Source organism: Pseudomonadota bacterium (assembly GCA_039818985.1).
In the GTDB taxonomy this organism is placed as follows: Bacteria; Pseudomonadota; Alphaproteobacteria; order Sphingomonadales; family Sphingomonadaceae; genus Alterisphingorhabdus.
Map to the genome: position 1 here is coordinate 359,922 of JBCBSU010000001.1, position 21,928 is coordinate 381,849.

The 21,928-nt window shown below is 56.5% G+C and carries 14 protein-coding genes; 10 read left to right on the forward strand and 4 right to left on the reverse strand.

The window, feature by feature from the left end; genetic code table 11:
- The first annotated feature begins 116 nt into the window (after nucleotides 1-116).
- The 6 genes from AAFX04_01560 to AAFX04_01585 all read left to right on the forward strand — a co-directional run bounded on the left by AAFX04_01560 (nucleotide 117) and on the right by AAFX04_01585 (nucleotide 8,971).
- Complete coding sequence (locus AAFX04_01560) at nucleotides 117-1,484, forward strand: hypothetical protein (protein ID MEO1044106.1); 1,368 nt, start codon at nucleotides 117-119, stop codon at nucleotides 1,482-1,484.
- A 646-nt stretch (nucleotides 1,485-2,130) separates the two neighbouring features.
- A complete protein-coding gene (locus AAFX04_01565) occupies nucleotides 2,131-3,921 on the forward strand; it encodes an N-6 DNA methylase (GenBank protein MEO1044107.1) in 1,791 nt (596 codons plus the stop codon).
- A gap of 2 nt (nucleotides 3,922-3,923) precedes the next feature.
- Nucleotides 3,924-4,994, forward strand: a complete 1,071-nt coding sequence (locus AAFX04_01570) for a BsuBI/PstI family type II restriction endonuclease (GenBank protein ID MEO1044108.1) — start codon at nucleotides 3,924-3,926, stop codon at nucleotides 4,992-4,994.
- A gap of 145 nt (nucleotides 4,995-5,139) precedes the next feature.
- Nucleotides 5,140-6,444 (forward strand): SIR2 family protein, encoded by a 1,305-nt coding sequence (locus AAFX04_01575; GenBank protein MEO1044109.1) that lies wholly within the window; start codon nucleotides 5,140-5,142, stop codon nucleotides 6,442-6,444.
- A complete protein-coding gene (locus AAFX04_01580) occupies nucleotides 6,441-8,135 on the forward strand; it encodes an ATP-binding protein (protein ID MEO1044110.1) in 1,695 nt (564 codons plus the stop codon). Before AAFX04_01575 ends, AAFX04_01580 begins: the two co-directional genes overlap by 4 nt.
- A gap of 344 nt (nucleotides 8,136-8,479) precedes the next feature.
- On the forward strand, nucleotides 8,480-8,971 hold the full coding sequence (locus AAFX04_01585; GenBank protein MEO1044111.1) for a hypothetical protein: 492 nt from the start codon (nucleotides 8,480-8,482) through the stop codon (nucleotides 8,969-8,971).
- 98 nt (nucleotides 8,972-9,069) lie between these two features.
- Here AAFX04_01585 and AAFX04_01590 read toward each other — a convergent pair whose 3' ends face one another.
- Nucleotides 9,070-9,843: a P44/Msp2 family outer membrane protein gene (locus AAFX04_01590; GenBank protein MEO1044112.1), complete on the reverse strand. Its 774-nt coding sequence runs from the start codon at nucleotides 9,841-9,843 to the stop codon at nucleotides 9,070-9,072.
- A 423-nt stretch (nucleotides 9,844-10,266) separates the two neighbouring features.
- Between AAFX04_01590 and rplJ the strand changes: the two genes are divergently transcribed.
- Both rplJ and rplL read left to right on the forward strand, forming a co-directional pair.
- Nucleotides 10,267-10,785, forward strand: a complete 519-nt coding sequence (rplJ, locus tag AAFX04_01595; GenBank protein MEO1044113.1) for a 50S ribosomal protein L10 — start codon at nucleotides 10,267-10,269, stop codon at nucleotides 10,783-10,785.
- Nucleotides 10,786-10,847: 62 nt separating this feature from the next.
- Nucleotides 10,848-11,231 carry a 50S ribosomal protein L7/L12 gene (gene rplL / locus AAFX04_01600; GenBank protein MEO1044114.1) on the forward strand — a complete coding sequence of 128 codons (384 nt, stop codon included), beginning with the start codon at nucleotides 10,848-10,850 and terminating at the stop codon, nucleotides 11,229-11,231.
- A 94-nt stretch (nucleotides 11,232-11,325) separates the two neighbouring features.
- Here rplL and AAFX04_01605 read toward each other — a convergent pair whose 3' ends face one another.
- The 3 genes from AAFX04_01605 to AAFX04_01615 are packed head-to-tail and all read right to left on the reverse strand — an operon-like array spanning nucleotide 11,326 to nucleotide 12,742.
- Nucleotides 11,326-11,997, reverse strand: coding sequence for a DUF4386 family protein (locus AAFX04_01605; protein ID MEO1044115.1), 672 nt, complete (start codon nucleotides 11,995-11,997; stop codon nucleotides 11,326-11,328).
- Nucleotides 11,994-12,203 carry a helix-turn-helix transcriptional regulator gene (locus tag AAFX04_01610; GenBank protein MEO1044116.1) on the reverse strand — a complete coding sequence of 70 codons (210 nt, stop codon included), beginning with the start codon at nucleotides 12,201-12,203 and terminating at the stop codon, nucleotides 11,994-11,996. The genes AAFX04_01605 and AAFX04_01610 overlap by 4 nt, the downstream gene beginning before the upstream one ends.
- On the reverse strand, nucleotides 12,203-12,742 hold the full coding sequence (locus AAFX04_01615) for a DUF2975 domain-containing protein (protein ID MEO1044117.1): 540 nt from the start codon (nucleotides 12,740-12,742) through the stop codon (nucleotides 12,203-12,205). Before AAFX04_01615 ends, AAFX04_01610 begins: the two co-directional genes overlap by 1 nt.
- Before the next feature lie 597 nt (nucleotides 12,743-13,339).
- On the opposite strand from AAFX04_01615, the gene rpoB reads away from it, so the two are divergent.
- A complete protein-coding gene (gene rpoB, locus AAFX04_01620) occupies nucleotides 13,340-17,653 on the forward strand; it encodes a DNA-directed RNA polymerase subunit beta (protein ID MEO1044118.1) in 4,314 nt (1,437 codons plus the stop codon).
- Nucleotides 17,654-17,734: 81 nt separating this feature from the next.
- The gene (gene rpoC / locus AAFX04_01625) at nucleotides 17,735-21,919 is read left to right on the forward strand and encodes a DNA-directed RNA polymerase subunit beta' (GenBank protein ID MEO1044119.1); all 4,185 of its coding nucleotides are present in this window, start codon (nucleotides 17,735-17,737) and stop codon (nucleotides 21,917-21,919) included.
- Nucleotides 21,920-21,928: the final 9 nt, after the last annotated feature.

Genomic DNA, 21,928 nt, shown 5'->3' on the forward strand with positions numbered 1-21,928 from the left:
AGGGGCTAAATTGTTGTGCTTCTGCCTACCAAGACTCGCTCATTTTTTCGCCATGTGCTATCGTATTAACACGGGTCGTCAGTTCATTTGTATTTCGACAGACGGTGAGGGGCGACATGAAAAAATCTTGGTATAGTTACTCGCTATTAGCTTCAAGCTTGATGGTCCTAAATTGTTCCGGGCCGTCAGATCCGGTGACGGCAGCAGTAGCGATTGGAGGCGCACAAGATTTAGTTAGTAATTCAATAGAGAATGCTAGCGATCAGTATGATCAATCAGTTCAGCGTACGGCGCTAGAGATTTCCAATCAAATCGATACTTTAAGACAAATACTGGGCGAAGATATCAATAAGCCGATCAGCGAGCTTGATGCTTCGCTGCAAAGGCAAATCTTTGCGATACTAGGTTCCGCTGAAAGCCTCCAAACTCTTGTTTCGGAGCTGCCAAGATGCGTGGGGGGTGAGGGCGAAGTCGCACTTGCGAACCTCAATGCGGGCATTCAGAATACTCTCGATGCAATCCCCTTGGCTGACACAAAGCCAACGATTTATTACGTAGCGGACCCTGCGGTTCGAGTTCCCTTCACAATAAACTCGGAGAGGTTTGCGGGTGAGGAATACGCACTGGTCGCCAAAGGATCGTCACTCCCTACCTCTGAAGACTACTGCGACATCACGGCAAACCTAATCCCGACAGCAACCCAAAATGACGAAGAAAGCTGGAGGCGATTGAAGATCGGAAATGGCTCTGACCCAGCAGAAATATCTGTAATTGTGCCAACTGGCATTCGGGCTGGGCAGTATATTGTTTCGATTACAGCTCGTGAAAAATGGCTTGGCATGTGCTTAGGTTCGAGAGTCGAAGTTGGATCGACGATAACGGTCGCCGACCCTGTTTTATTCACGCCCAAAGTATCGGTTATCCCAATTTGCGAAGTTAGAGAGATCGTCGAGCAGCCATTTAATGGCAGCTGCACTAATGGAAGTACGCGCGACAACAAGACATGTTCGCGAACCTATACGTTCAATGAGCCAAATATTGTTTTCGATAGATATACGTTCGAGGACGGAGGCCGAGGCGGGGGCGCCTCAGCAAGCCGTTCTGGCAATGGCGTCGCAGTCAGCGCCGAAGCAGAGAAACGCAACTTCGGTGAGGGTGGAACCAACAGAGTTACTTGGCGTGGCAAACTGATCGGACATATCAAAAAAGGTTCTAGGCCATCCGATCCGATCTCAATTGACGCACCAAACGGGCTCGCTCCTGGCGAGTCTATCTCCTTCAGTTTCGATAGCTCGGTTCCCGAAAGCTGTAAAATGACTGGGTGGAGAGGATACATGGAGGATACAGTAGCGAAGGTATCCACCCCAACGGTGCCTGCTGATCCGACAGGCCAGATACATTCCAGGGCCGCTGGTGTATCTCTGAATGTCGATACAACTACTGGGCGAGCAACTGTCACTCGCAGCGCCAGCGGATGCCTCTAATGCGAATTCTGATTTTTGCATTGGCGGTGTGCTTATCGGGATGTGAGGGTGAGGAAGGTGCCTCACCAGAAACGTGCGATCGATCTATTACAGGGACTGGCGACCAAGAGAAGATTTTGAATCCTGGTAAACAAAACTCCTGCAAGGGGGTGGTTTTGGTGTGCAATTATTGTGAATATGATGCCGATGGGCGCTTCGACGAAACAAGTATCGAACCTTGCGGCGTTTGCGTAGGCTGGGACGATTGATGTCTACCCCGGCTGTTTGCTTCACGAGTGTGCGTATCCCTTTTGTCCTTCTTGCTAGCGGGATCGACTGCTAAGCGAGCCTATGACTATGCCTGAGGTGTAAGCGCGCCTGCGGCGAGTAGCTCTCGCACTACGGGACCTTCCGTGTTCCGGCGTCAAAGGCAAGTCGACTAACCGCGCGATTTTGGTCGATGCGCTGGTCAATTGTGGCAAAACGGCCTGTCGGAACAAAGGCCCGCTTTTTCAAACGCAGCGCTCGGAGCGGGACCCATTGGTCGGAGCTAATAGTGGCAACTGACAGCCCAGCAAGAGAACTATTGCAATTGGAACATAAATGGAACATTAAACTAGGTTCTCTTTGTCTGCAAATTTGCTAATCAAGTGCAAAGGAGGGGCTTTTGACGTCGATTTCGGCACGAAAACTGAACCCGGTCGAACGTGCCGATCAATCGCTTTCGCTCGAATCGAAGCGAAGAGAGCTGGCACGTGCGCGGACAGTCGCGCGCGCTTGGGCGCAAACCCTGCATGACCAGTACCGAGCTCGACTTGCTGCTGATTTCTCGCACGTTGCAATGGGTTCATTCGCCGAGAGGGCCGCTATAGATTTAGATCTTGCCGACCACCTGGCGGGTAAGAGCCACTCTCTGGATACGACAACCCAGCAGCTCGCTCGGTCGATCGGGATCGAGGCCGCATCGCTTCCATTGCTTGAAGGATGCCACTTCCTGACGAGCCTCTACACCACGCTCCTTCCCTCTAAGCAAAGGAGCGAGCTCGGAGCCTTCTACACACCGGCATCGCTAAACAAACGGTTGCTTGATCTTGCCGAGGAGGGCGGCATCGATTGGGCGACTGCGCGTGTGCTCGATCCGGCAAGCGGCGGCGGAGCTTTCTTGCTCGAAGCTGCTTCGCGGATGCGTAGCGCGCTTGATGGTAGCGAACCGGCGTTTGTATTGGCGCAGCTTGGGGCGCGCCTCTCCGGTATGGAAATTGACGCCAATGCGGCGGCACTTTCGCAGCTTGCGCTTGAGATATATCTTTCCGATCTGATCAATGCGAGCGGTCGTCCAGCACCAAAAATCATCGAAGTCTGCGATACACTTGATGTCACGCCATCACCCAAATTCGATCTAGTGGTCGGCAATCCGCCCTATGGCCGCGTGCGCCTCTCAGCAGAGCAGCGAGAGCGCTTCGCGCGAAGCCTCTACGGTCACGCAAATCTCTATGGACTGTTTACCGATGTTGCTCTGCGTTGGGCCAAGCCAGGGGGCGTCATTGCCTACCTTACTCCAACCAGCGTTCTCGGCGGACAATACTACACAGCTCTGCGCCGATTGCTCGCTAGCGAAGCGCCGCCAGAGGCGATCGACTTCGTCCATGCGCGCCGGGGTGTTTTCGAAGATGTGATGCAAGAGACTCTACTTGCGCTTTATCGCAAAGGTGGTGAGCAAAGACCTTTCCAAGTTCACTATCTGAACGTCGACAATGAGCGGGAAGCTCGATTGACGAAAAACGGAAAGGTAACATTACCCAATGACTCTTCCGTACCCTGGTTAGCGCCACGGCAACCCGAGCACGTTGGGATTATCAAAGCGGCTACAAGGATGCCTGCTCGGCTATCGGATTGGGGTTATCGCGTTTCGACTGGTCCGCTAGTTTGGAACAGATTCAAGCCGCAATTGCGTGAGCGGGCTGTCCGAGGAGCATTGCCGCTAGTTTGGGCCGAGGCGGTAACGGCAGATGGCCGGTTTATCTTCCGCGCAGAGAAGAAAAACCACGCCCCCTATTTTAAGGTTGAGGCCGGGGATGATTGGCTTGTTGTCGATCAACCCTCGGTCCTTGTTCAGCGAACGACGGCGAAGGAGCAGCCGCGACGTTTGATCGCCGCCGAACTTCCTCCGGAGTTCGTGGATAAACACGGCGGCGTGATCGTCGAAAATCACTTAAACATGGTTCGCGCAACCTCATCAGCCAAAATCAGCGCCGCCGCAGTGGCTGCGGTCCTCAATAGCGACGTGGTCGATCAACTTTTTCGCTGCATCAGCGGAAGTGTAGCAGTTTCCGCGTTCGAGCTGGAAGCCATTCCTTTGCCTTCTGCCTCGGAAATGAATAACATTGAGCGACTGGTTTCTAAGGGCGCATCTCGCAGCAAGCTGGAAAAAGCACTACGACAGATTTATGGCCTCTAATCATGAACCTACCGCCACTTACTCCTTGGGATGAGATTCATCGCCGACTTCCGCTGATTTTCCCTGAGGGTTCGCCAAACCGTGAGCATTCGATTTGGGAAATCGCGGCAAAAACCATATTTGTGATGCAGTATGTCGGGGCAGTCGAAGGCAAAGAACGGTGGATACGCCCCGACCAGGTCACAAGAATGACCGACGCTCAGGCAGCACAAAAAGGCGATGCCGCGAGAGAACAATGGGCCAAGGACTCGATGAAGCCCAGCAAGGCCGACATTCCGGGACGTTGGTATGCTGTAAACACCCGTGAATCCATTCGTGATGACACGATCCGATATGCTCTAATTGAGAACGGCGCTGTACTAGACAAGCCGGGCGTAGCGGTGACTTCTCCAGCTGGCCGATACGCTCTTCAATCTGAATTTGCTGACCTGCTTGATCCGGCGCTATCTGAGGCGGGGCTCAAAGCCAAAGTGGATGCTTGGCAGAAGAAACACCTCAATCCGGGCGCATTAGCTCGGATCGCAATCGTCCGACGCGGAGCTGCTGGAGGAGGCGATCACCAGTTGGTCACTTTCCCGAATGGAGAAACGCGACGAATGTCGACGGGTCCCAGTTCCGATATTTCGAAAGCCGTCGTCGAGGTGTTTGCTCCTACATTCCTTGATAAGCCGGGTGTGATTACCCTCAGCGAAAGCGGGAACAAAGTGGTTGCTAGGGATAATGAGCTAGCGAAAGCTATTGGTCTAACTATCCCAGCGGATAAGAGCTTGCCCGATATTACTCTCGTCGATCTCGGCCCAGCTCACCCTCTACTGGTTTTCGTCGAGGTGGTTCACACTGACGGTCCGGTCAATGACGCGCGCAAGACCGCATTACTCAAGCTCGCTGACAAGGCAGGCTTTGCACCTGAGAATGTGGCATTCGTAACGGCGTTCCTGGATCGCGGGTCGACAACTTTCCGAAAGACCGTTGGAACCCTGGCTTGGGGCAGTTACGCATGGTTCGCTTCCGAGCCGGAGCGACTGATAGAATTCAGCCAAAGTACCAAGAGCATTAGCGGCAGCGCTGAATAGGGTCGCCCTGGGCACTTTTCGAAACAAGGTCCCAAATTTCCCCTTGGTATTGTACGCTTTTCCAGTCCATGACGGTTGCTGTACTGCAAAGAATTTTGCCAAGAGCAGGCGAATTCAAAACCAAGATTGATTTCGGGAACTAGCGATGAGCATCTGGGACTATTGGAACGCAATTGATGCGAACCGCACTAACCTTCGGCTCTACACACCTGGCCGAGGGTGGGTCGCGTATTCTGACAAGCTCGATGACGAGGGCAATGTAGAGGAGCGAGGAAGTCGAGAGCAAATTGATAGCGCCCTCATAAACGCGCTATCCGCGTCAAATTTCTCGACTTTGACGGGAGCCGGGGCCTCGCTTTGTGCGACCAATGAGGATGGCGGTGCCCAAGCGCCATCGATGTCAGATTTGTGGAATGCCGTCAGAAATGAAGTTGGGGATGCGGAATTTGCTGCGATACGTGCTCGTTTCCCAAATGCGCAGCCTGGGGAGAATATCGAGCGGCTTCTCACCCTTTGTAAAATCTATTTGGATTTGAATGACGGAGCGCAAGACGACGATCAAGATGTTGCTGGGGTCCGAGCTTTCGTGGCCAAAGCCGAAAGTACAATTCTTAGACTGGTTGATTTCGTAGGCCCTGGGACTAACCTTGATTCTCACCAGCGATACATCAGGAAGATTGGGCGACGGGGGTTCAGGAAAGCAAGAGCAAAGCTATTCACGACAAATTATGACTTGGCTTTTGAAGAGGCCTCGCGACGCCTGCGGTTCATGGTGATTGACGGTTTCTCTCATTCGCTCGACCAGGTATATGACCGACAGCATTTTGAGTTCGATGTTGTTCGCCGCGATGCGAATAAGGAGGCACCAGACTACATTCCGAACGCGTTTCAGCTCTATAAGCTACACGGTTCGGCTGATTGGCGACGTGTCGGCTCTGATGTAGTTCGTTCGCGCCAAAACACGGACGAACATCGACCGGTGCTAATCTATCCTCGATCCAGTAAGTATCAGGAAGCGTTCGATCCGCCCTATCTCGATATGATGGGTACCTTTCAGATGGCGTTACGGGAACCGGATACTGCGTTGATTGTCGCCGGGTTTGGTTTCAACGACGATCATATTAGTAGTCCCATCCTCTCTGCAATCGAATCCAACCTTACGCTTCGGTTGGTCATTTGCGATCCGAGTTTCATCACGTCCGAGAACGACCTGCGCGGCGTCGATCCGGATCCGCCTGCCCACACGATCTTACAGCAGCAACCGCATTCGAACCGTTTCCTCGCACGCATCTCATCGTTGGCCGCAGCCGGTGATCCCCGCATTCATCTCATCAATGGACGGTTTGAAGACTTGGTAGATGCGATGCCCGACCTCATTGGGGAAACTGACAGGGAACGACATGTCGAAAGGGTACGTGTATTGCGCGATAACCCAGCGGGTGAGGCATGACGACAATTAGTCCTGTTGATCCTGACAAATACGTCGGGACCGTGACTCAGGTTAATGCTGCGCAGGTTCACGCGAACCTTCCATATGCAAGCGCGCAGCCGGAACGCCGCGCTCTCTCCAAGGGCGGAGTCGGGGATTTCGTTTTTGTTGATTGCGAACGAACCAAAATTCTTGGCAGGATCACGGAAGTGAAGATTCCGGACGGCGAACGGCTGTCGGTTGAACCTCAACTCGGGAACAAGTCAGAGCCAAATCCGATAGGTCGCATTCAATTGCTTGCGACAGTCACGGATAGCGATTCCAAGTTGACCCGTGGTGTGAACATCTACCCAAAGATTGGTGACGGCGTTTATCTCGCTGGTGCGGAAATCCTCGGCCAAATGATAGGGAAGAGTGCTACAAAGGCAGGTGAAATCAACCTCATCATTGGTGCTATTGAGGCCGGTAACCAAAGTGTGTCCGTTGAACTTCCACCCGAAAAGATTTTTGGTCGCCACTGCGGGATTTTCGGGGCCACAGGGGGTGGGAAAAGCTGGACCATCGCCGGTCTTATCGAGAAGATAAAAGAACGCCGAGGCAAGGCAATTATCTTCGATCCCACCGGAGAATTCTGCGAGACTGCCGGTATCGATACGATATTTGCGTTTGAGGCAAACGTTCCGAACGCTCGCCATGTGCATTTCCCATATACGGAGATCACGGAGGACGATCTGTTCTCGCTCTTTCGGCCATCCGGACAAAGTCAGGGGCCAAAATTGAGGGACGCAATTAAGAGCCTGAAACTCGTTCGAGCGCTAGGTAATGCCGTTCCCCAAGGGCTCCAAATTCAGAACGGCGTCGTCACAAAGGCAAACCAGCCGCGGATTCCTTATTTCGATGCACTGCGCGCCAATGGAGCTGCCGTGCACTCTCCCAAATGTGACTTTGAAATCGCTAGCCTGTCTGAGCAAATCAAGGCGGAGTGCGTTTGGGCCACGTCGCAGAACAATGCCAATTGTTTCGGCGGCCCGGACAACAACGGAGCTAGCTATTGCGAGTCGTTGGTTTCCAGAATTGCTACTCTGATCAACTCTCCAGAACTCAGTTGCCTGTTCCGAACTGGGGGAGACTCATTGGTTGATGAAATTGACCAATTCCTTGCGGACGACAATCAAGACGTTGCTCTAATTTCCTTCAAAGAGGTCCGGTTTGAACACTCGACGCGCGAGCTCCTGCTCGACATCATAGGTCGATATCTCTTGGGTGTCGCGCGGGAAGGTCGTTTCAGAGAAAGACCAATCGTAACGTTTCTTGATGAGGCCCATCAATTCTTGGGGAGAACGATCGGTGACGAGTACGGAAGCGTGCGCTTGGATTCCTTCGGGCTTATCGCGAAGGAAGGGCGCAAATACGGACTCACCTGTGTCTTGGCTACACAACGTCCGCGCGACATTCCGCAAGATGTCTTGAGCCAGTTGGGCACGCTTATTGTGCACCGCCTTATCAATGAGCAGGATCGGAATACTATTGAACATGCATGCGGTGATCTGGATCGCGCGGCCACCCAGTTCATACCCATGCTCGCTCCAGGTGAAGCCATAATCATAGGACCTGATTTGCCAGCTCCCTTGCCTCTAAGAATGCGACGGCCAAAGTGGCCTCCTGACTCCAGAGGTCCCCAATTTCAGGCGTATTGGGCAGGGCGCCAATAGCGTCCTATCCGCTCGTTTATCAAGGTCAGACAGGTTCGACTCGGACATACCGGTTGGCCGTTTTTGGGTGCCTCTGCGGAGCATAATGGAGCCACGCGATTGACGTCATCGGAAGTGGTAGCAGCTCATTCTTTCAGAGACCGTAGCAATCGCAGGACTCGCAACCACTTGCCGAACACATGTTGGCTATTTGGTCCCCAATTCAGAACATATAGTGAAATTCGTGGTCGACCTCCGACCCGAAAACGCAAAAAAATTGAGCGCTCGATTGTCGCGCCACGCTACCTATCTCACTTGTATTTAAACGATTTTCTGCGTAATTTTTTCGAGCAAGTTTTCTGGTCATGGACATGCAGCTAGAAACCGGGTTGACCCGGCACACCGAACGCCAGATTCAGCGTATCCGAGCGGTTAAGCTGATACCGACAGTCGAGCTCGAACGCTGTGTCGGGGCACCTTTCAATATGGTTGCCTTTGCCGATGAGGCGAAACCGGAACGCGATCTGGTCTATATATTGGTGCCGCAAACCGAAAACGGTGTCTATCCGCTGGGCCGCCATTATCGGCTTATGGTCGAAGATGGCAAAGTCATTGATCAACGCAGCTTCACCAAGGGCTGTATCAGCCTGCCGGTCAAACCCGATAATGAGGGGAACCGGCCTGCGGCGCTCACGATCAGCCATCTGCTCGATCCGGTGCCGACCGAGGTTCAGGTCTTTTCGGTTCTGGCCATGCGTGTCCCGCTCTACGTCATTACCGCAGAAAATGAAGCCGTCTGGGCGATTGAACTGGTGAAAGGACAACCGCGTATCCGCCTTGTCGAGCGTGAGGACTAAACGGCTTGATGCCACGCCGCGGATAAAGCGGGTTGTGCTGCTATGGTAATCGGCGGGCGGGCAATCAAATTGCAGATCCAGCCATAGACCGTTTCCGTTTAGAAGCGGAACAGCAGCCCGGCCCCGACGCCGAAGGATTCGGTATCGTCGCGTACGCTGGCGCTGAATCCGCCCGAGCCGTCGGCGACGAAGCGGCGCTCGAAATCGCCATCTTCCACCTTGGTATAGCGACCTTCGAGGAACAGGCCGATATTATCGCTGAAATCATAGCGCAGGCCGACAGTTGAGCGGCTGACAAAGGCGGTTTCCTCGCCGAACACCCCGAATGTCGGGGCGGTGGCGACGCCATTGTCGGGAAAATAGAGGACATTGGCATCGACCACGGCAATGCCGATGGAGCTGCCAAAATAGGGGAAGAGCTTCTGGTTTTCCGAAATGACGATGTCGTTGTAAACGCCGATGGTCGCAGTGAAGTTGCTGATGTCGCCGCTAAAAAGCTGATTGCCGCCGTTAAACGCGCCACCGCCGACATCGGCCTCGATATAGCCGAGCTCGAGTTCGACCCGGCTGGCAAGAAAATCGAAGAACAGGTTGTCGTCGAAATTATATCCGATCGCACCGTTGATCGAGAAACCGGTATCATAATCGACATCGACGACAGCAGGCGCGCCTGCGATACCCGGCACACCGCCGGCCGGTGCCTGAATGCCGACAAAGCGACTGTCATTGAGAAACTCGGCACCGGCTTTGGCGGTAACATATATCCCCGCGTCCTCACCATCCTGGGCATGGGCGGTGCCGGTGGCCAGAACGGCAGCAAAGGGCAGCGCGGCAAGATACAGGGCGGAGTGGTTCAGCAAAGATACTGTCATGGGGAATGACTTTCACATAGTAAGAGGAGATGTCCGGTCGGACGAACTGTGTTCGTTGCCCGGATGACGCTGGTTACAATACCGCCAGTTTGCCGCCATCGCCGTATTTCGGCGCTTTTGGCTTGACATTTCCGGTATCCGCGACCATTGGCACCGGCGACACCGTAAGGTGGTCACCGTCCGAGACAGTTGGTGAGGGGAATTGGCCCCTCTTAATGTCCAGCCTAGACGGGGATAGCGTTTTCAGTGATGGGCCGTGCGGCCTTGTCGCTTGTCTGGATAGGGCAATGCTCCCGATATCCAGACACACTCTTCCCCAAACGGACATTCGTTGCTGGACCGGGCTGCTGGCCTGTTTCGGCATATGTTACGTGGTTGCAGTGCACCAATTTCATGCGCTGCAGCCAAAGCAAGGAGAATGGCATGGATCGTTCGCAAAAAGAACAGGCCGTTGCCGAGCTGAATGCATTGTTTGCCGGGGAGACCGGGGTTGTTGTGGTGACACGCAATCTGGGCCTTTCGGTCGCGGAATCGACCGACCTCCGCACCAAGATGCGCGAAGCGGGTGCGTCCTATAAAGTTGCGAAGAACCGCCTTGCCAAGCGCGCCGCCGAAGGCACGCCCTATGCCGGTATTACCGATCTGCTGAGCGGTCCATCCGCTCTGGCCAGCTCGGGCGATCCGGTCGCGGCGGCCAAGGTTGTCGTGGAGTTCGCCAAGGGCAATGACAGGCTCGAGATCGTTGGCGGCTCCATGGGCGAAACCGTGCTCGATGTTGCCGGCGTCAAGTCGCTCGCATCGATGCCGTCGCTCGACGAACTGCGTGGCAAGATTGTCGGCCTCATCAACGCACCGGCGACCAAGCTCGCCCAGGTGGCCCAGGCTCCGGCCGGTCAGCTGGCGCGCGTTTTCGGCGCCTATGCCGCGAAAGAGGACGCATAAGGTTCTTCGGATCAAGACTATCCGAATTTGAAACATCACTGAATTTTGAAGGAATATGAAAAATGGCTGATATTGAAAAACTCGTCGAGCAGCTTTCCGAACTGACCGTTCTTGAAGCTGCCGAGCTGTCCAAGGCTCTGGAAGAAAAGTGGGGCGTTTCGGCTTCCGCTGCTGTCGCTGTTGCGGCACCGGGTGCCGGTGGCGGTGATGCCGGTGGCGAAGCGGCCGAAGAAAAGGACGAATTCGACGTTATCCTGACCGGCGACGGCGGCAAGAAGATCCAGGTGATCAAGGAAGTCCGTGCGATCACTGGGCTGGGCCTGACCGACGCCAAGGCGCTGGTCGAAGGCGCGCCAAAGGCGGTCAAGGAAGGCGCTTCCAAGGCCGAAGCCGAAGAAATCAAGGGCAAGATCGAAGCTGCCGGCGGTACCGTCGAGCTGAAATAAGCTTTTGTTCTCGCGTCCTTCGGGACGGGATACAGAAAAAGGGGCGGTCCTTGCGGGCTGCCCCTTTTTCTATGGATGTCATTGACGCTGTCCGTCAGGTAGCACGCACCATGGCCGGCCGGCGGATCATGATGATGCCCAGACCAGTAAACCAGATGATCTGGCCAAGGCCGAACAGCGCCGCAAGGTCACCAAGGCCGGGGATGGAGGTTGCGATCCCGGCCAGCGCGATGATCATGCCGGACCAGTTGAGCCATGCGGGCAGCAGCTTCTTCTGCAACGCGACTACACAGATCAGCAGCATCCATACGCCGCCGACCAGTTCTATACCGCCGCCCAGTGCCGACTGGACGATGCCGACCGCAGACCAGATCGTCGCTGCGGCATCCGCATCCGCCGCTGACAGGGTGGCGACAGTCTGCAATCCGATCAGCCCGGTCATGCCGCTGGCCAGTACCAGCCCGACCCAGATCAGGCCGAAAGCGCTGGCTATTGGCATGGTGAAATCATCATCCCGTGCCATATGGCGGTGCAGTGCAACCACGAGCACGGTGAGCGCCACGCCAAAGGCGAGATAAAGCGCGATCATGGCCAGCGCCAGAAGTGCCTGATTGTCCAGCGCAAAGGCCAGGCTGCCCGAGAGGCCATCATAGCCGTTGCGATCGAGAATGCCGGCAAAAAGGCCAAAGCCGAAAATATAACTCAGGGCACAGAACAGGGCCGCAAGTCCGCCCGGACGATGATGTGAAACCGCGCTGTCCATCATACATCCTCGCGATAGGATAACAGGTCACCTGGCTGGCAATCCAGCGCCTCACAAATCGCTTCCAGGGTCGAAAAGCGGATCGCCCTGGCCTTGCCGGTCTTGAGGATCGACAGATTGGCCAGGGTCAGCCCGACCTGCTCGGACAATTCGGTCAGCGTCATGCGCTTGTCGTGCAGCAGGTCATCAAGTTGCACCATGATCGCCATCAGACCGTTCCTTCCAGATCGTCGCGCATATCGCTGCCATGGCGAAACACCCGGGCGAGGATGAACAGCACAAGTGCCAGCAATATGCCGGTAAGGGAAAAATCCACTTCCAGTTCGAGACTATCAGGCGGAAAATGGGTCGCAAGATATTCGATAAGCTTCTTCACCGGTAATATCGCAAGCTGTGTCAGCAGAGTAATCCAGCCCATCATTGTCAGCCGGCTCGCATTTTCGGGAATGAACGGGTCGCCATTGCCGACCGTATCGATAATCCGGCGCAGCAGCATCAGGAACACATAGCCAGCGGCAAAAAGCGCCATGCCCCAGAGCATCAGGCCGGTGATCGTGGCAAGCACCATGGGCAGCTTGTCCTGCGCGCTCTCCCGCAGGGTTTCGGCGAGGTCAGCCTGAAAATAGTAGATGACAGGTATGCTGATAATCAGCGCGACAAAGCCGATTGCAAGCAAAATCATCAGGAAGCTGGTGAGCAGCCGCCCGGTCTTGAGCAGGCTGTCGTTCTGGAGGTGATTAGGGGGCATGATCTTTCCGACTTTCAATATAAGACATATTGATAATCAATAATATTAACCAGGCTTGCTGTCAATCCGAAATATCGAAATTCGATAAAGGTTCGCTTTCAAGTGTTCACGCAACTATCGCGCTGGCGCTGCCCCTTGACGCGAATCCTACAGCTGCCTATATCCCCTGCACCTTCCGAAATTTCGAGACATGGGCGGCTTGTGCGCGGGGCTGTTCACAGGAATGAGGTTCGGAAACTTTGACGACGCAAAGCTGCGATTTCTAACGGGTCAACCATCCGTATGGAAACACGCGGCTTTTGTCGTATTCACGCCGCAGAAAATTGCAGTGTCGGTTGGCGCGGAGACGCGCCGAAAGATCGGCGCAAATCTCAAACCGGTCGACATGTTATGTCTGCCGGAACACTTCAGACTGACGCCATCGGGCGGCAGTTGCGATGAAAAAAGGCGAAAGCATCCATGGCGACCACAGCAAAATCGGGCAAGGCGAAATCCTCAAAAAAGTCAGCCGGCGGCAAGAATCCGGCGGCACGGCTGATCCCGACGGCGAAAAAGCGCATCCGCAAGATCTTCGGTGACATTCACGAAGTGATCCGCATGCCGAACCTGATCGAGGTCCAGCGCGAGAGCTATGAGCAGTTCCTGCGCTCGGACCCGTCGATTGGCTATGTCTCGGGCCTCGAAAAGACACTGCGCAGCGTCTTCCCGATCCGCGATTTCGCCGGCACCGCCGAGCTGGATTTCGTCCATTATGAGCTCGAAGACCCGAAATATGACATGGAAGAGTGCCGCCAGCGCGGCATCACCTATGCCGCGCCGATGAAGGTGACGCTGCGGCTGATCGTCTTCGAGGTTGATGCCGAGACCGAGAGCCGTTCGGTGCTGGATATCAAGGAGCAGGACGTCTACATGGGCGACATGCCGTTGATGACGCATAACGGCACCTTCATCGTCAACGGTACCGAGCGCGTTATCGTCAGCCAGATGCACCGTTCGCCCGGCGTGCTGTTCGACCATGACCGCGGCAAGACCCATGCTTCGGGCAAGTTCCTGTTCGCCGCGCGCGTTATTCCCTATCGCGGCTCGTGGCTCGATTTCGAGTTCGATGCCAAGGACATTGTCAATGTCCGTATCGACCGCAAGCGCAAGCTGCCGGTCACAGCTTTGCTGTTCGCGCTGGGTGACGCCGTGCTCAGGCTCAGCGACCAGAAGGGCAAGTTCAAGGTTGGCGATCAGGTGCGTGTCTCCGGCGTGCGCAAGCCGCTCGAAGTGGTTGCGGTCGAAGGCGACCTGCTCACGGTGAAAGACCCGGTTGGCGCCATCGAGATTGGCGGCACTGTCGATATCCCTGAGACCAGCAACAGTGCCAAGATTGCGCGTATCGTAAAGCAAGGCATGGATCAGGAGGATATCCTCCACTATTTCTATGACACCGTGACCTATGAACGTGGCTCGAAAAAGGCCGGTGATGGCTGGAAAGTACCCTTTGTTGCCGAAACATGGCGCGGTCAGAAGCCGACTTTTGACATAGTCGATGCAAAGTCCGGTGAAGTTGTCTTTGCCGCCGGCCAGAAGATCACGCCGCGTGCCGCCAACAAGGCTTCCAAAGATGGCCTGGAAGAGCTGCTGATCCCGACCGAGGAAATCTATGGCCGCTTCTCGGCACGTGATCTGATCAACGAGAAGACGGGCGAGATTTATGTCGAGGCCGGTGACGAAATCACCGCCGAAAATCTCGAAAAGCTGGAAGCTGCGGGTGTTGATAACCTCGAGCTGCTCGATATCGACCATGTCACCACCGGTGCATGGATCCGCAACACCATGAAGGCCGACAAGTCGGAAAATCGCGACATGGGCCTCGACGCTATCTATCGCGTCATGCGGCCGGGCGAACCGCCGACGCGCGAAACGGCGGAATCGCTGTTCGAGGGCCTGTTCTTCGATGGCGAGCGCTATGACCTGTCGGCTGTGGGCCGCGTAAAGCTCAACATGCGCCTCGACCTGGATGCGCCCGATACGCACACCACGCTGCGCAAGGAAGATATCCTCGCTGTGGTCAAGACGCTGGTCGATCTGAAGGACGGCAAGGGCGAGGTTGACGATATTGACAATCTTGGCAACCGCCGTGTCCGTTCGGTTGGCGAGCTGCTGGAAAACCAGTATCGTGTCGGCCTGCTGCGCATGGAGCGTGCGGTCAAGGAGCGTATGAGCTCGGTTGACGTCTCGACCGTGATGCCCAACGACCTGATTAATGCCAAGCCCGCGGTTGCCGCCGTGCGCGAATTCTTCGGTTCGTCGCAACTGTCGCAGTTTATGGACCAGACCAACCCGCTGTCGGAAGTCACCCATAAGCGCCGCGTTTCTGCGCTCGGCCCCGGCGGACTTACCCGTGAAAGGGCTGGCTTTGAAGTCCGCGACGTGCACCCGACCCATTATGGCCGTATCTGCCCGATTGAGACGCCTGAGGGCCCGAATATCGGCCTGATCAACTCGCTCGCCTCGTTCAGCCGTGTCAACAAATACGGCTTTATCGAGACACCCTATCGCAAGGTCGTTGACGGCAAGGTCACCAGCGAGGTGGTCTATCTCTCGGCGATGGAAGAGCAGAAGCACACCGTCGCCCAGGCCAATGCCGACCTCAATGATGATGGCTCTTTTGCCGAGGAATTTGTCTCGGCGCGTGAAGCGGGTGAATTTCTGATCGCGCCGCGCGATGCCATCACCCTGATGGACGTGTCGCCAAAACAGCTGGTTTCGGTTGCCGCCTCGCTGATTCCGTTCCTCGAGAATGATGACGCCAACCGCGCGCTGATGGGATCGAACATGCAGCGTCAGGCGGTGCCGCTGGTGAAAGCCGAAGCACCATTTGTCGGTACCGGTATGGAAGCGACCGTCGCCAGCGATTCCGGCGCCGCCATTGCCGCCAAGCGCGCCGGTATTGTCGACCAGGTCGATGCGACGCGTATCGTGATCCGTGCCACCGGCGCGGTCGATGCCGGCAAGTCGGGTGTCGATATTTACCGGCTGCAGAAATTCCAGCGTTCCAACCAGAATACCTGCATCAACCAGCGGCCGCTGGTGAAGGTCGGTGATGTGATCGAGGAAGGCGATATCCTCGCCGATGGTCCGTCGACCGATCTCGGCGAACTGGCGCTGGGCAAGAACAGCCTCGTCGCCTTCATGCCGTGGAATGGCTATAATTATGAGGATTCGATCCTCATCTCCGAGCGGATTGTGAAGGACGATGTATTCACCTCGATCCATATCGAGGAATTCGAGGTTATGGCCCGCGACACCAAGCTGGGTCCGGAAGACATTACCCGCGACATCCCCAATGTCGGCGAGGAAGCGCTGCGCAACCTCGACGAGGCGGGCATTGTCTATATCGGTGCCGAGGTGCATCCGGGCGACATATTGGTAGGCAAAATCACGCCAAAGGGCGAAAGCCCGATGACGCCGGAAGAGAAGCTACTGCGCGCCATATTCGGTGAAAAGGCATCGGATGTGCGTGATACCTCGCTGCGCCTGCCACCAGGTGTTGCCGGTACCGTGGTCGAAGTACGGGTGTTCAACCGCCACGGCATCGACAAGGATGAACGTGCACTGGCGATTGAGCGTGAGGAAATCGAGCGTCTCGCCAAGGACCGCGAGGATGAACGTGCTATCCTCAACCGTGCGACCTATAATCGTCTGCGCGACATGCTGGTCGGCCAGGCCGCCACTGCCGCGCCCAAGGGCTTCAAGAAAGGCAGCGAGATCACCGCTGACAATCTTGCCGAGGTCGAGAAGCATGAATGGTGGAAGTTTGCTGTCGCCGATGATGCGCGGCAGGCTGACCTTGAAGCCGTCAAGCAGCAATATGACGATGCCGTCACGCTGATCAACGAGAAGTTCGAGGACCGTCGCGACAAGCTGGAGCGCGGTGACGAGCTGGCTCCGGGCGTGCTGAAAATGGTCAAGGTCTTCGTCGCGGTGAAGCGCAAGCTGCAGCCGGGCGACAAAATGGCCGGTCGTCATGGCAATAAGGGTGTGATTTCACGAATCCTGCCGCAGGAAGATATGCCGTTCCTTGAGGATGGCACCCCAGTCGATATTGTGCTCAACCCGCTTGGCGTTCCAAGTCGTATGAATGTCGGGCAGATTTTCGAGACCCATCTCGGCTGGGCCGCGCGTGGCCTTGGCCAGCAGGTGACCCAGGCGCTCGAAGACTGGCGCGAGGCCAATCCCAATCCGGAGGCGGCAAGCCCGCCCGATGCGGTCAAGGACCGGCTCAAGACCGTCTATGGCGAAGAATATCATGACGAGATCGAGAAGCGTTCGGCTGGCGAAATCGTCGAACTCGCCGGCTATCTCAAAAACGGTGTCCCCATGGGCACGCCGGTATTTGACGGTGCGCGCGAGGCCGATGTTTCGGACATGCTCGAGCGTGCCGGTCTCGACACCTCGGGTCAGGTGGACCTTTATGATGGTCGCACCGGCGACCGCTTCGACCGCAAGGTGACCGTGGGTTATATCTATATGCTCAAGCTGCACCATCTGGTCGATGACAAGATCCACGCCCGTTCAATCGGCCCCTACTCCCTCGTCACCCAGCAACCGCTGGGCGGCAAGGCGCAATTTGGTGGTCAGCGCTTCGGCGAGATGGAGGTGTGGGCACTGCAGGCCTATGGCGCTGCCTATACGCTGCAGGAGATGCTCACCGTCAAGTCGGACGATGTTGTCGGCCGGACCAAGGTCTATGAGTCGATCGTCAAGGGCGATGACAGCTTCGAAACCGGCATTCCGGAAAGCTTCAACGTTCTGGTCAAGGAGATGCGTTCGCTCGGCCTCAATGTCGAACTCAAATCTTTCGATGACGCCAATGACGGGGACGAGGACAGCGCAGGCGAATTGCCCGAGGCTGCGGAATAGGGCTTGGGGCGGCGATGGTCGCCCTGAACACCTGAACCCAGAGGATTTTTTGAGGGCGAGAGCCCCGATGAGGACAGCAACATGAACGAACTCACGAAATTCAACAATCCGGTGCAGAAGCCCGAAACTTTCGACCAGATCCAGATTGGCCTTACCAGCCCGGAGAAAATCCGCAGCTGGTCCTATGGCGAGATCAAAAAGCCGGAAACCATCAACTACCGGACGTTCAAGCCCGAGCGTGACGGCCTGTTCTGCGCCCGCATCTTTGGTCCGGTGAAGGATTATGAGTGCCTGTGCGGCAAGTATAAGCGGATGAAGTACAAAGGCGTCGTCTGCGAGAAATGCGGCGTGGAAGTCACCGTCACCAAGGTGCGCCGTGAGCGCATGGGCCATATCGAACTGGCCGCTCCGGTGGCGCATATCTGGTTCCTGAAATCGCTGCCGTCGCGCATCGGTCTGCTGCTCGACATGCAGCTGAAACAGCTTGAGCGCGTGCTCTATTTCGAAAGCTATGTTGTCATCGAGCCGGGCCTCACAGCGCTGGAAAAATTCCAGCTGCTCACCGAGGACGAGCTGCTCGAAGCGCAGGACGAATATGGCGAAGACGCGTTTTCGGCCGGTATCGGTGCCGAAGCGGTCAAGATCATGCTACAGGATCTTGATCTCGAGCAGGAGCGTGAAGATCTGCTGAAAGAGCTGGAGGAAACCAAGTCCACGCTCAAGCCGAAGAAAATCATCAAGCGGCTCAAGGTCGTGGAGAGCTTCATCGAATCCGGCAACAAGCCCGAATGGATGATCCTCGAAATCATTCCGGTGATTCCGCCCGAGCTGCGCCCGCTGGTGCCGCTCGATGGTGGCCGTTTCGCGACGTCCGATCTTAACGATCTCTATCGCCGCGTGATCAACCGCAACAACCGTCTGAAGCGTCTGATGGAGCTGCGCGCGCCGGACATCATCGTGCGCAACGAAAAACGCATGCTGCAGGAAGCGGTTGACGCGCTGTTCGACAATGGCCGCCGTGGCCGCGTCATTACCGGCGCCAACAAGCGTCCGCTGAAATCGCTCAGCGACATGCTCAAAGGCAAGCAGGGCCGTTTCCGCCAGAACTTGCTCGGCAAACGCGTCGACTATTCGGGCCGTTCGGTCATCGTGACCGGTCCCGAACTCAAGCTGCACCAGTGCGGCCTGCCCAAGAAGATGGCGCTCGAACTGTTCAAGCCGTTCATCTATGCCCGGCTCGACGCCAAGGGCCTGTCGATGACGCTGAAACAGGCGAAGAAATGGGTCGAGAAAGAGCGCAAGGAAGTCTGGGATATCCTCGATGAGGTAATCCGTGAACATCCGGTGATGCTCAACCGTGCGCCGACGCTGCACCGTCTCGGCATCCAGGCATTTGAGCCGGTACTGATCGAGGGTAAGGCGATCCAGCTGCACCCGCTGGTCTGCTCGGCATTCAATGCCGACTTTGATGGTGACCAGATGGCGGTACATGTGCCGCTGAGCCTCGAGGCGCAGCTGGAAGCGCGTGTTCTCATGATGTCGACCAACAACATCCTGTCGCCCGCTAACGGCAAGCCGATTATCGTGCCGTCGCAGGACATGGTGCTGGGTCTTTACTATCTGTCGATGGACCGTGAAGGCGAGCCGGGCGAGGGCATGATGCTCTCCGACATGGCTGAAGTGCATCAGGCACTGGAAGTCGGTGCGGTGACGCTGCACTCGAAAATCCACACCCGGGTGCCGCAGACCGATTCCGAGGGCAACACTGTGATGCAGCGGTTCGAGACCACCCCAGGCCGGATGCTGATTGGCGAATGCCTGCCCAAATCGCACAAGGTGCCGTTCGATGTCGTCAACCGCCTGCTGACCAAGAAGGAAATCGGCGACGTTATCGATCAGGTGTATCGCCACACCGGCCAGAAGGACACGGTGCTGTTCGCCGATGCCATCATGGTGCTGGGCTTCCGCCACGCGTTCAAGGCGGGCATCTCCTTCGGCAAGGATGACATGATCATCCCCGACAGTAAGGACGCCATGGTCGAGGAAACCAAGGCGCTGGTCTCCGATTATGAGCAGCAATATCAAGACGGCCTGATCACCCAGCAGGAAAAATACAACAAGGTGATCGATGCCTGGAGCCGTTGCGGCGACCAGGTGGCCAATGCCATGATGGAAGAGATCAAGGCGACACCGAAGGACGAGAATGGTCGCGAGAAAGAGATCAACTCGATCTACATGATGAGCCATTCGGGTGCGCGTGGTTCGCCGGCGCAGATGAAGCAGCTTGCCGGTATGCGCGGCCTGATGGCCAAGCCGTCGGGTGAGATCATCGAGACCCCGATTATCTCGAACTTCAAGGAAGGCCTGACCGTTCTTGAATATTTCAACTCGACGCATGGTGCCCGTAAGGGCCTGGCCGATACCGCGCTGAAGACCGCCAACTCGGGTTACCTGACCCGTCGTCTGGTGGATGTGTCGCAGGATTGCGTCATCGTCGAACAGGATTGCGGTACCGACAATGCGCTGGAGATGAAGGCGATCGTTCAGGGCGGCAGCACCATTGCCTCGCTGGGCGAGCGTATTCTCGGTCGGACGCTGGCCGAGGATCTGGTCGACAGCGCCAGTGGCGAGATCGCGTTCAAGGAAGGCACATTGCTTGACGAGGCCGCGGTGGCGAGGATCGAGGAAATGGGCATCCAGTCTGCGCGCATCCGTTCGCCGCTGATCTGTGAGAGCAAGCAGGGCGTCTGCGCCAAATGCTATGGCCGTGACCTGGCCCGTGGTACGCCGGTCAATATTGGCGAAGCGGTCGGTGTAATCGCTGCCCAGTCGATCGGCGAGCCGGGCACCCAGCTCACCATGCGGACCTTCCATATCGGCGGTGCGGCGCAGCTCAACGAGCAGTCGAACCTCGAAGCGGTCGCTGATGGCAAGATGGAATATCGCGATATTCCGACCATCACCGACAAGAAAGGCCGTCGCCTGTCGCTGGCCCGTAACGGCGAGATTGCGATCATCGACAAGGAAGGCCGCGAGCGCGCGGTACACAAGGTGCCCTATGGTACCAACCTGCTGGTCGGTGACGGCGAGAAGGTGACGCAGGGCGACAAGCTGGCGGAATGGGATCCGTTCACCATGCCGCTGATCACCGAGAAGCCGGGTGTGGTGAAATATCAGGATCTGGTCGACGGCAAGACGCTGACCGAGCAGACGGACGAAGCCACCGGTATCGCCCAGCGTGTGGTCAGCGAATATCGCGCCACCGGTCGCGGCAAGGCCAAGGAAGATCTGCGTCCGCGGCTGACTCTGCTCGATGATGAAAGCGGTGAGGCAGCGCGCTATATGCTGGCGGTCGGCACCACCCTGTCGGTCGAGGATGGCCAGGCTGTCGAGGCCGGCGATGTGCTGGCGCGTGCCAGCCGCGAAGCTGCCAAGACGCGTGACATTACCGGTGGTCTGCCGCGTGTTGCCGAACTGTTCGAGGCGCGTGTACCGAAGGATCATTCGGTGATCGCCAAGATTTCGGGCCGGATCGAATTTGTGCGCGACTATAAAGCCAAGCGCAAAATCGCCATCCATCCGGAAGAGGGAGATTCGGTCGAATATCTCATTCCGAAGGCGAAGGTTATCGACGTTCAGGAAGGCGACTATGTCAAGAAGGGCGATGCGCTGGTCTCCGGCTCACCCGACCCGCATGACATTCTCGAAGTCCTTGGCGTTGAGGCGCTGGCCGAGTTCCTGGTCGCCGAGATTCAGGAAGTCTATCGTCTGCAAGGCGTGAAGATCAACGACAAGCATATCGAAGTGATCGTGCGTCAGATGCTACAGAAAGTGGAAATCACCAATGGCGGTGACACCACGCTGCTGCCGGGCGAGCAGGTCGATCATGAAGAGATGGACGAGATCAACGCCAAGCTGCCCAAGGGCAAGGAACCGGCGACCGGCAATCCGGTACTGCTCGGCATCACCAAGGCCTCGCTGCAGACGCGCTCCTTCATCTCTGCCGCATCCTTCCAGGAAACCACCCGCGTCCTCACCCAGGCCGCAGTGGAGGGCAAGAAGGACACGCTGGTTGGTCTGAAGGAAAACGTCATCGTTGGCCGTCTGATCCCGGCGGGTACCGGTGCTGGCATGAACCGCAAGCGTATCGCCGCCTCGGGTCGCGACGCCGCTTTGCGGGCACAGCAAAAGAAACTGGCCGAAGCCATGGCTGCAGCCAATGCCCCTGAAGAAGAGGCGCCGGTTGCGGAGGATGCGGCGGAATAGTTCGCATCC

Coding starts and splice junctions, on each gene's coding strand:
- AAFX04_01570 (MEO1044108.1), top strand. CDS start 3,924: ATGAACCTACCGCCACTTACTCCTTGGGATGAGATTCATCGCCGACTT.
- AAFX04_01585 (MEO1044111.1), top strand. CDS start 8,480: ATGGACATGCAGCTAGAAACCGGGTTGACCCGGCACACCGAACGCCAG.
- rplJ (MEO1044113.1), top strand. CDS start 10,267: ATGGATCGTTCGCAAAAAGAACAGGCCGTTGCCGAGCTGAATGCATTG.
- rpoC (MEO1044119.1), top strand. CDS start 17,735: ATGAACGAACTCACGAAATTCAACAATCCGGTGCAGAAGCCCGAAACT.
- AAFX04_01580 (MEO1044110.1), top strand. CDS start 6,441: ATGACGACAATTAGTCCTGTTGATCCTGACAAATACGTCGGGACCGTG.
- AAFX04_01615 (MEO1044117.1), bottom strand. CDS start 12,742: ATGCCCCCTAATCACCTCCAGAACGACAGCCTGCTCAAGACCGGGCGG.
- AAFX04_01560 (MEO1044106.1), top strand. CDS start 117: ATGAAAAAATCTTGGTATAGTTACTCGCTATTAGCTTCAAGCTTGATG.
- rpoB (MEO1044118.1), top strand. CDS start 13,340: ATGCCGAACCTGATCGAGGTCCAGCGCGAGAGCTATGAGCAGTTCCTG.
- AAFX04_01590 (MEO1044112.1), bottom strand. CDS start 9,843: ATGACAGTATCTTTGCTGAACCACTCCGCCCTGTATCTTGCCGCGCTG.
- AAFX04_01575 (MEO1044109.1), top strand. CDS start 5,140: ATGAGCATCTGGGACTATTGGAACGCAATTGATGCGAACCGCACTAAC.
- AAFX04_01610 (MEO1044116.1), bottom strand. CDS start 12,203: ATGGCGATCATGGTGCAACTTGATGACCTGCTGCACGACAAGCGCATG.
- AAFX04_01605 (MEO1044115.1), bottom strand. CDS start 11,997: ATGATGGACAGCGCGGTTTCACATCATCGTCCGGGCGGACTTGCGGCC.
- rplL (MEO1044114.1), top strand. CDS start 10,848: ATGGCTGATATTGAAAAACTCGTCGAGCAGCTTTCCGAACTGACCGTT.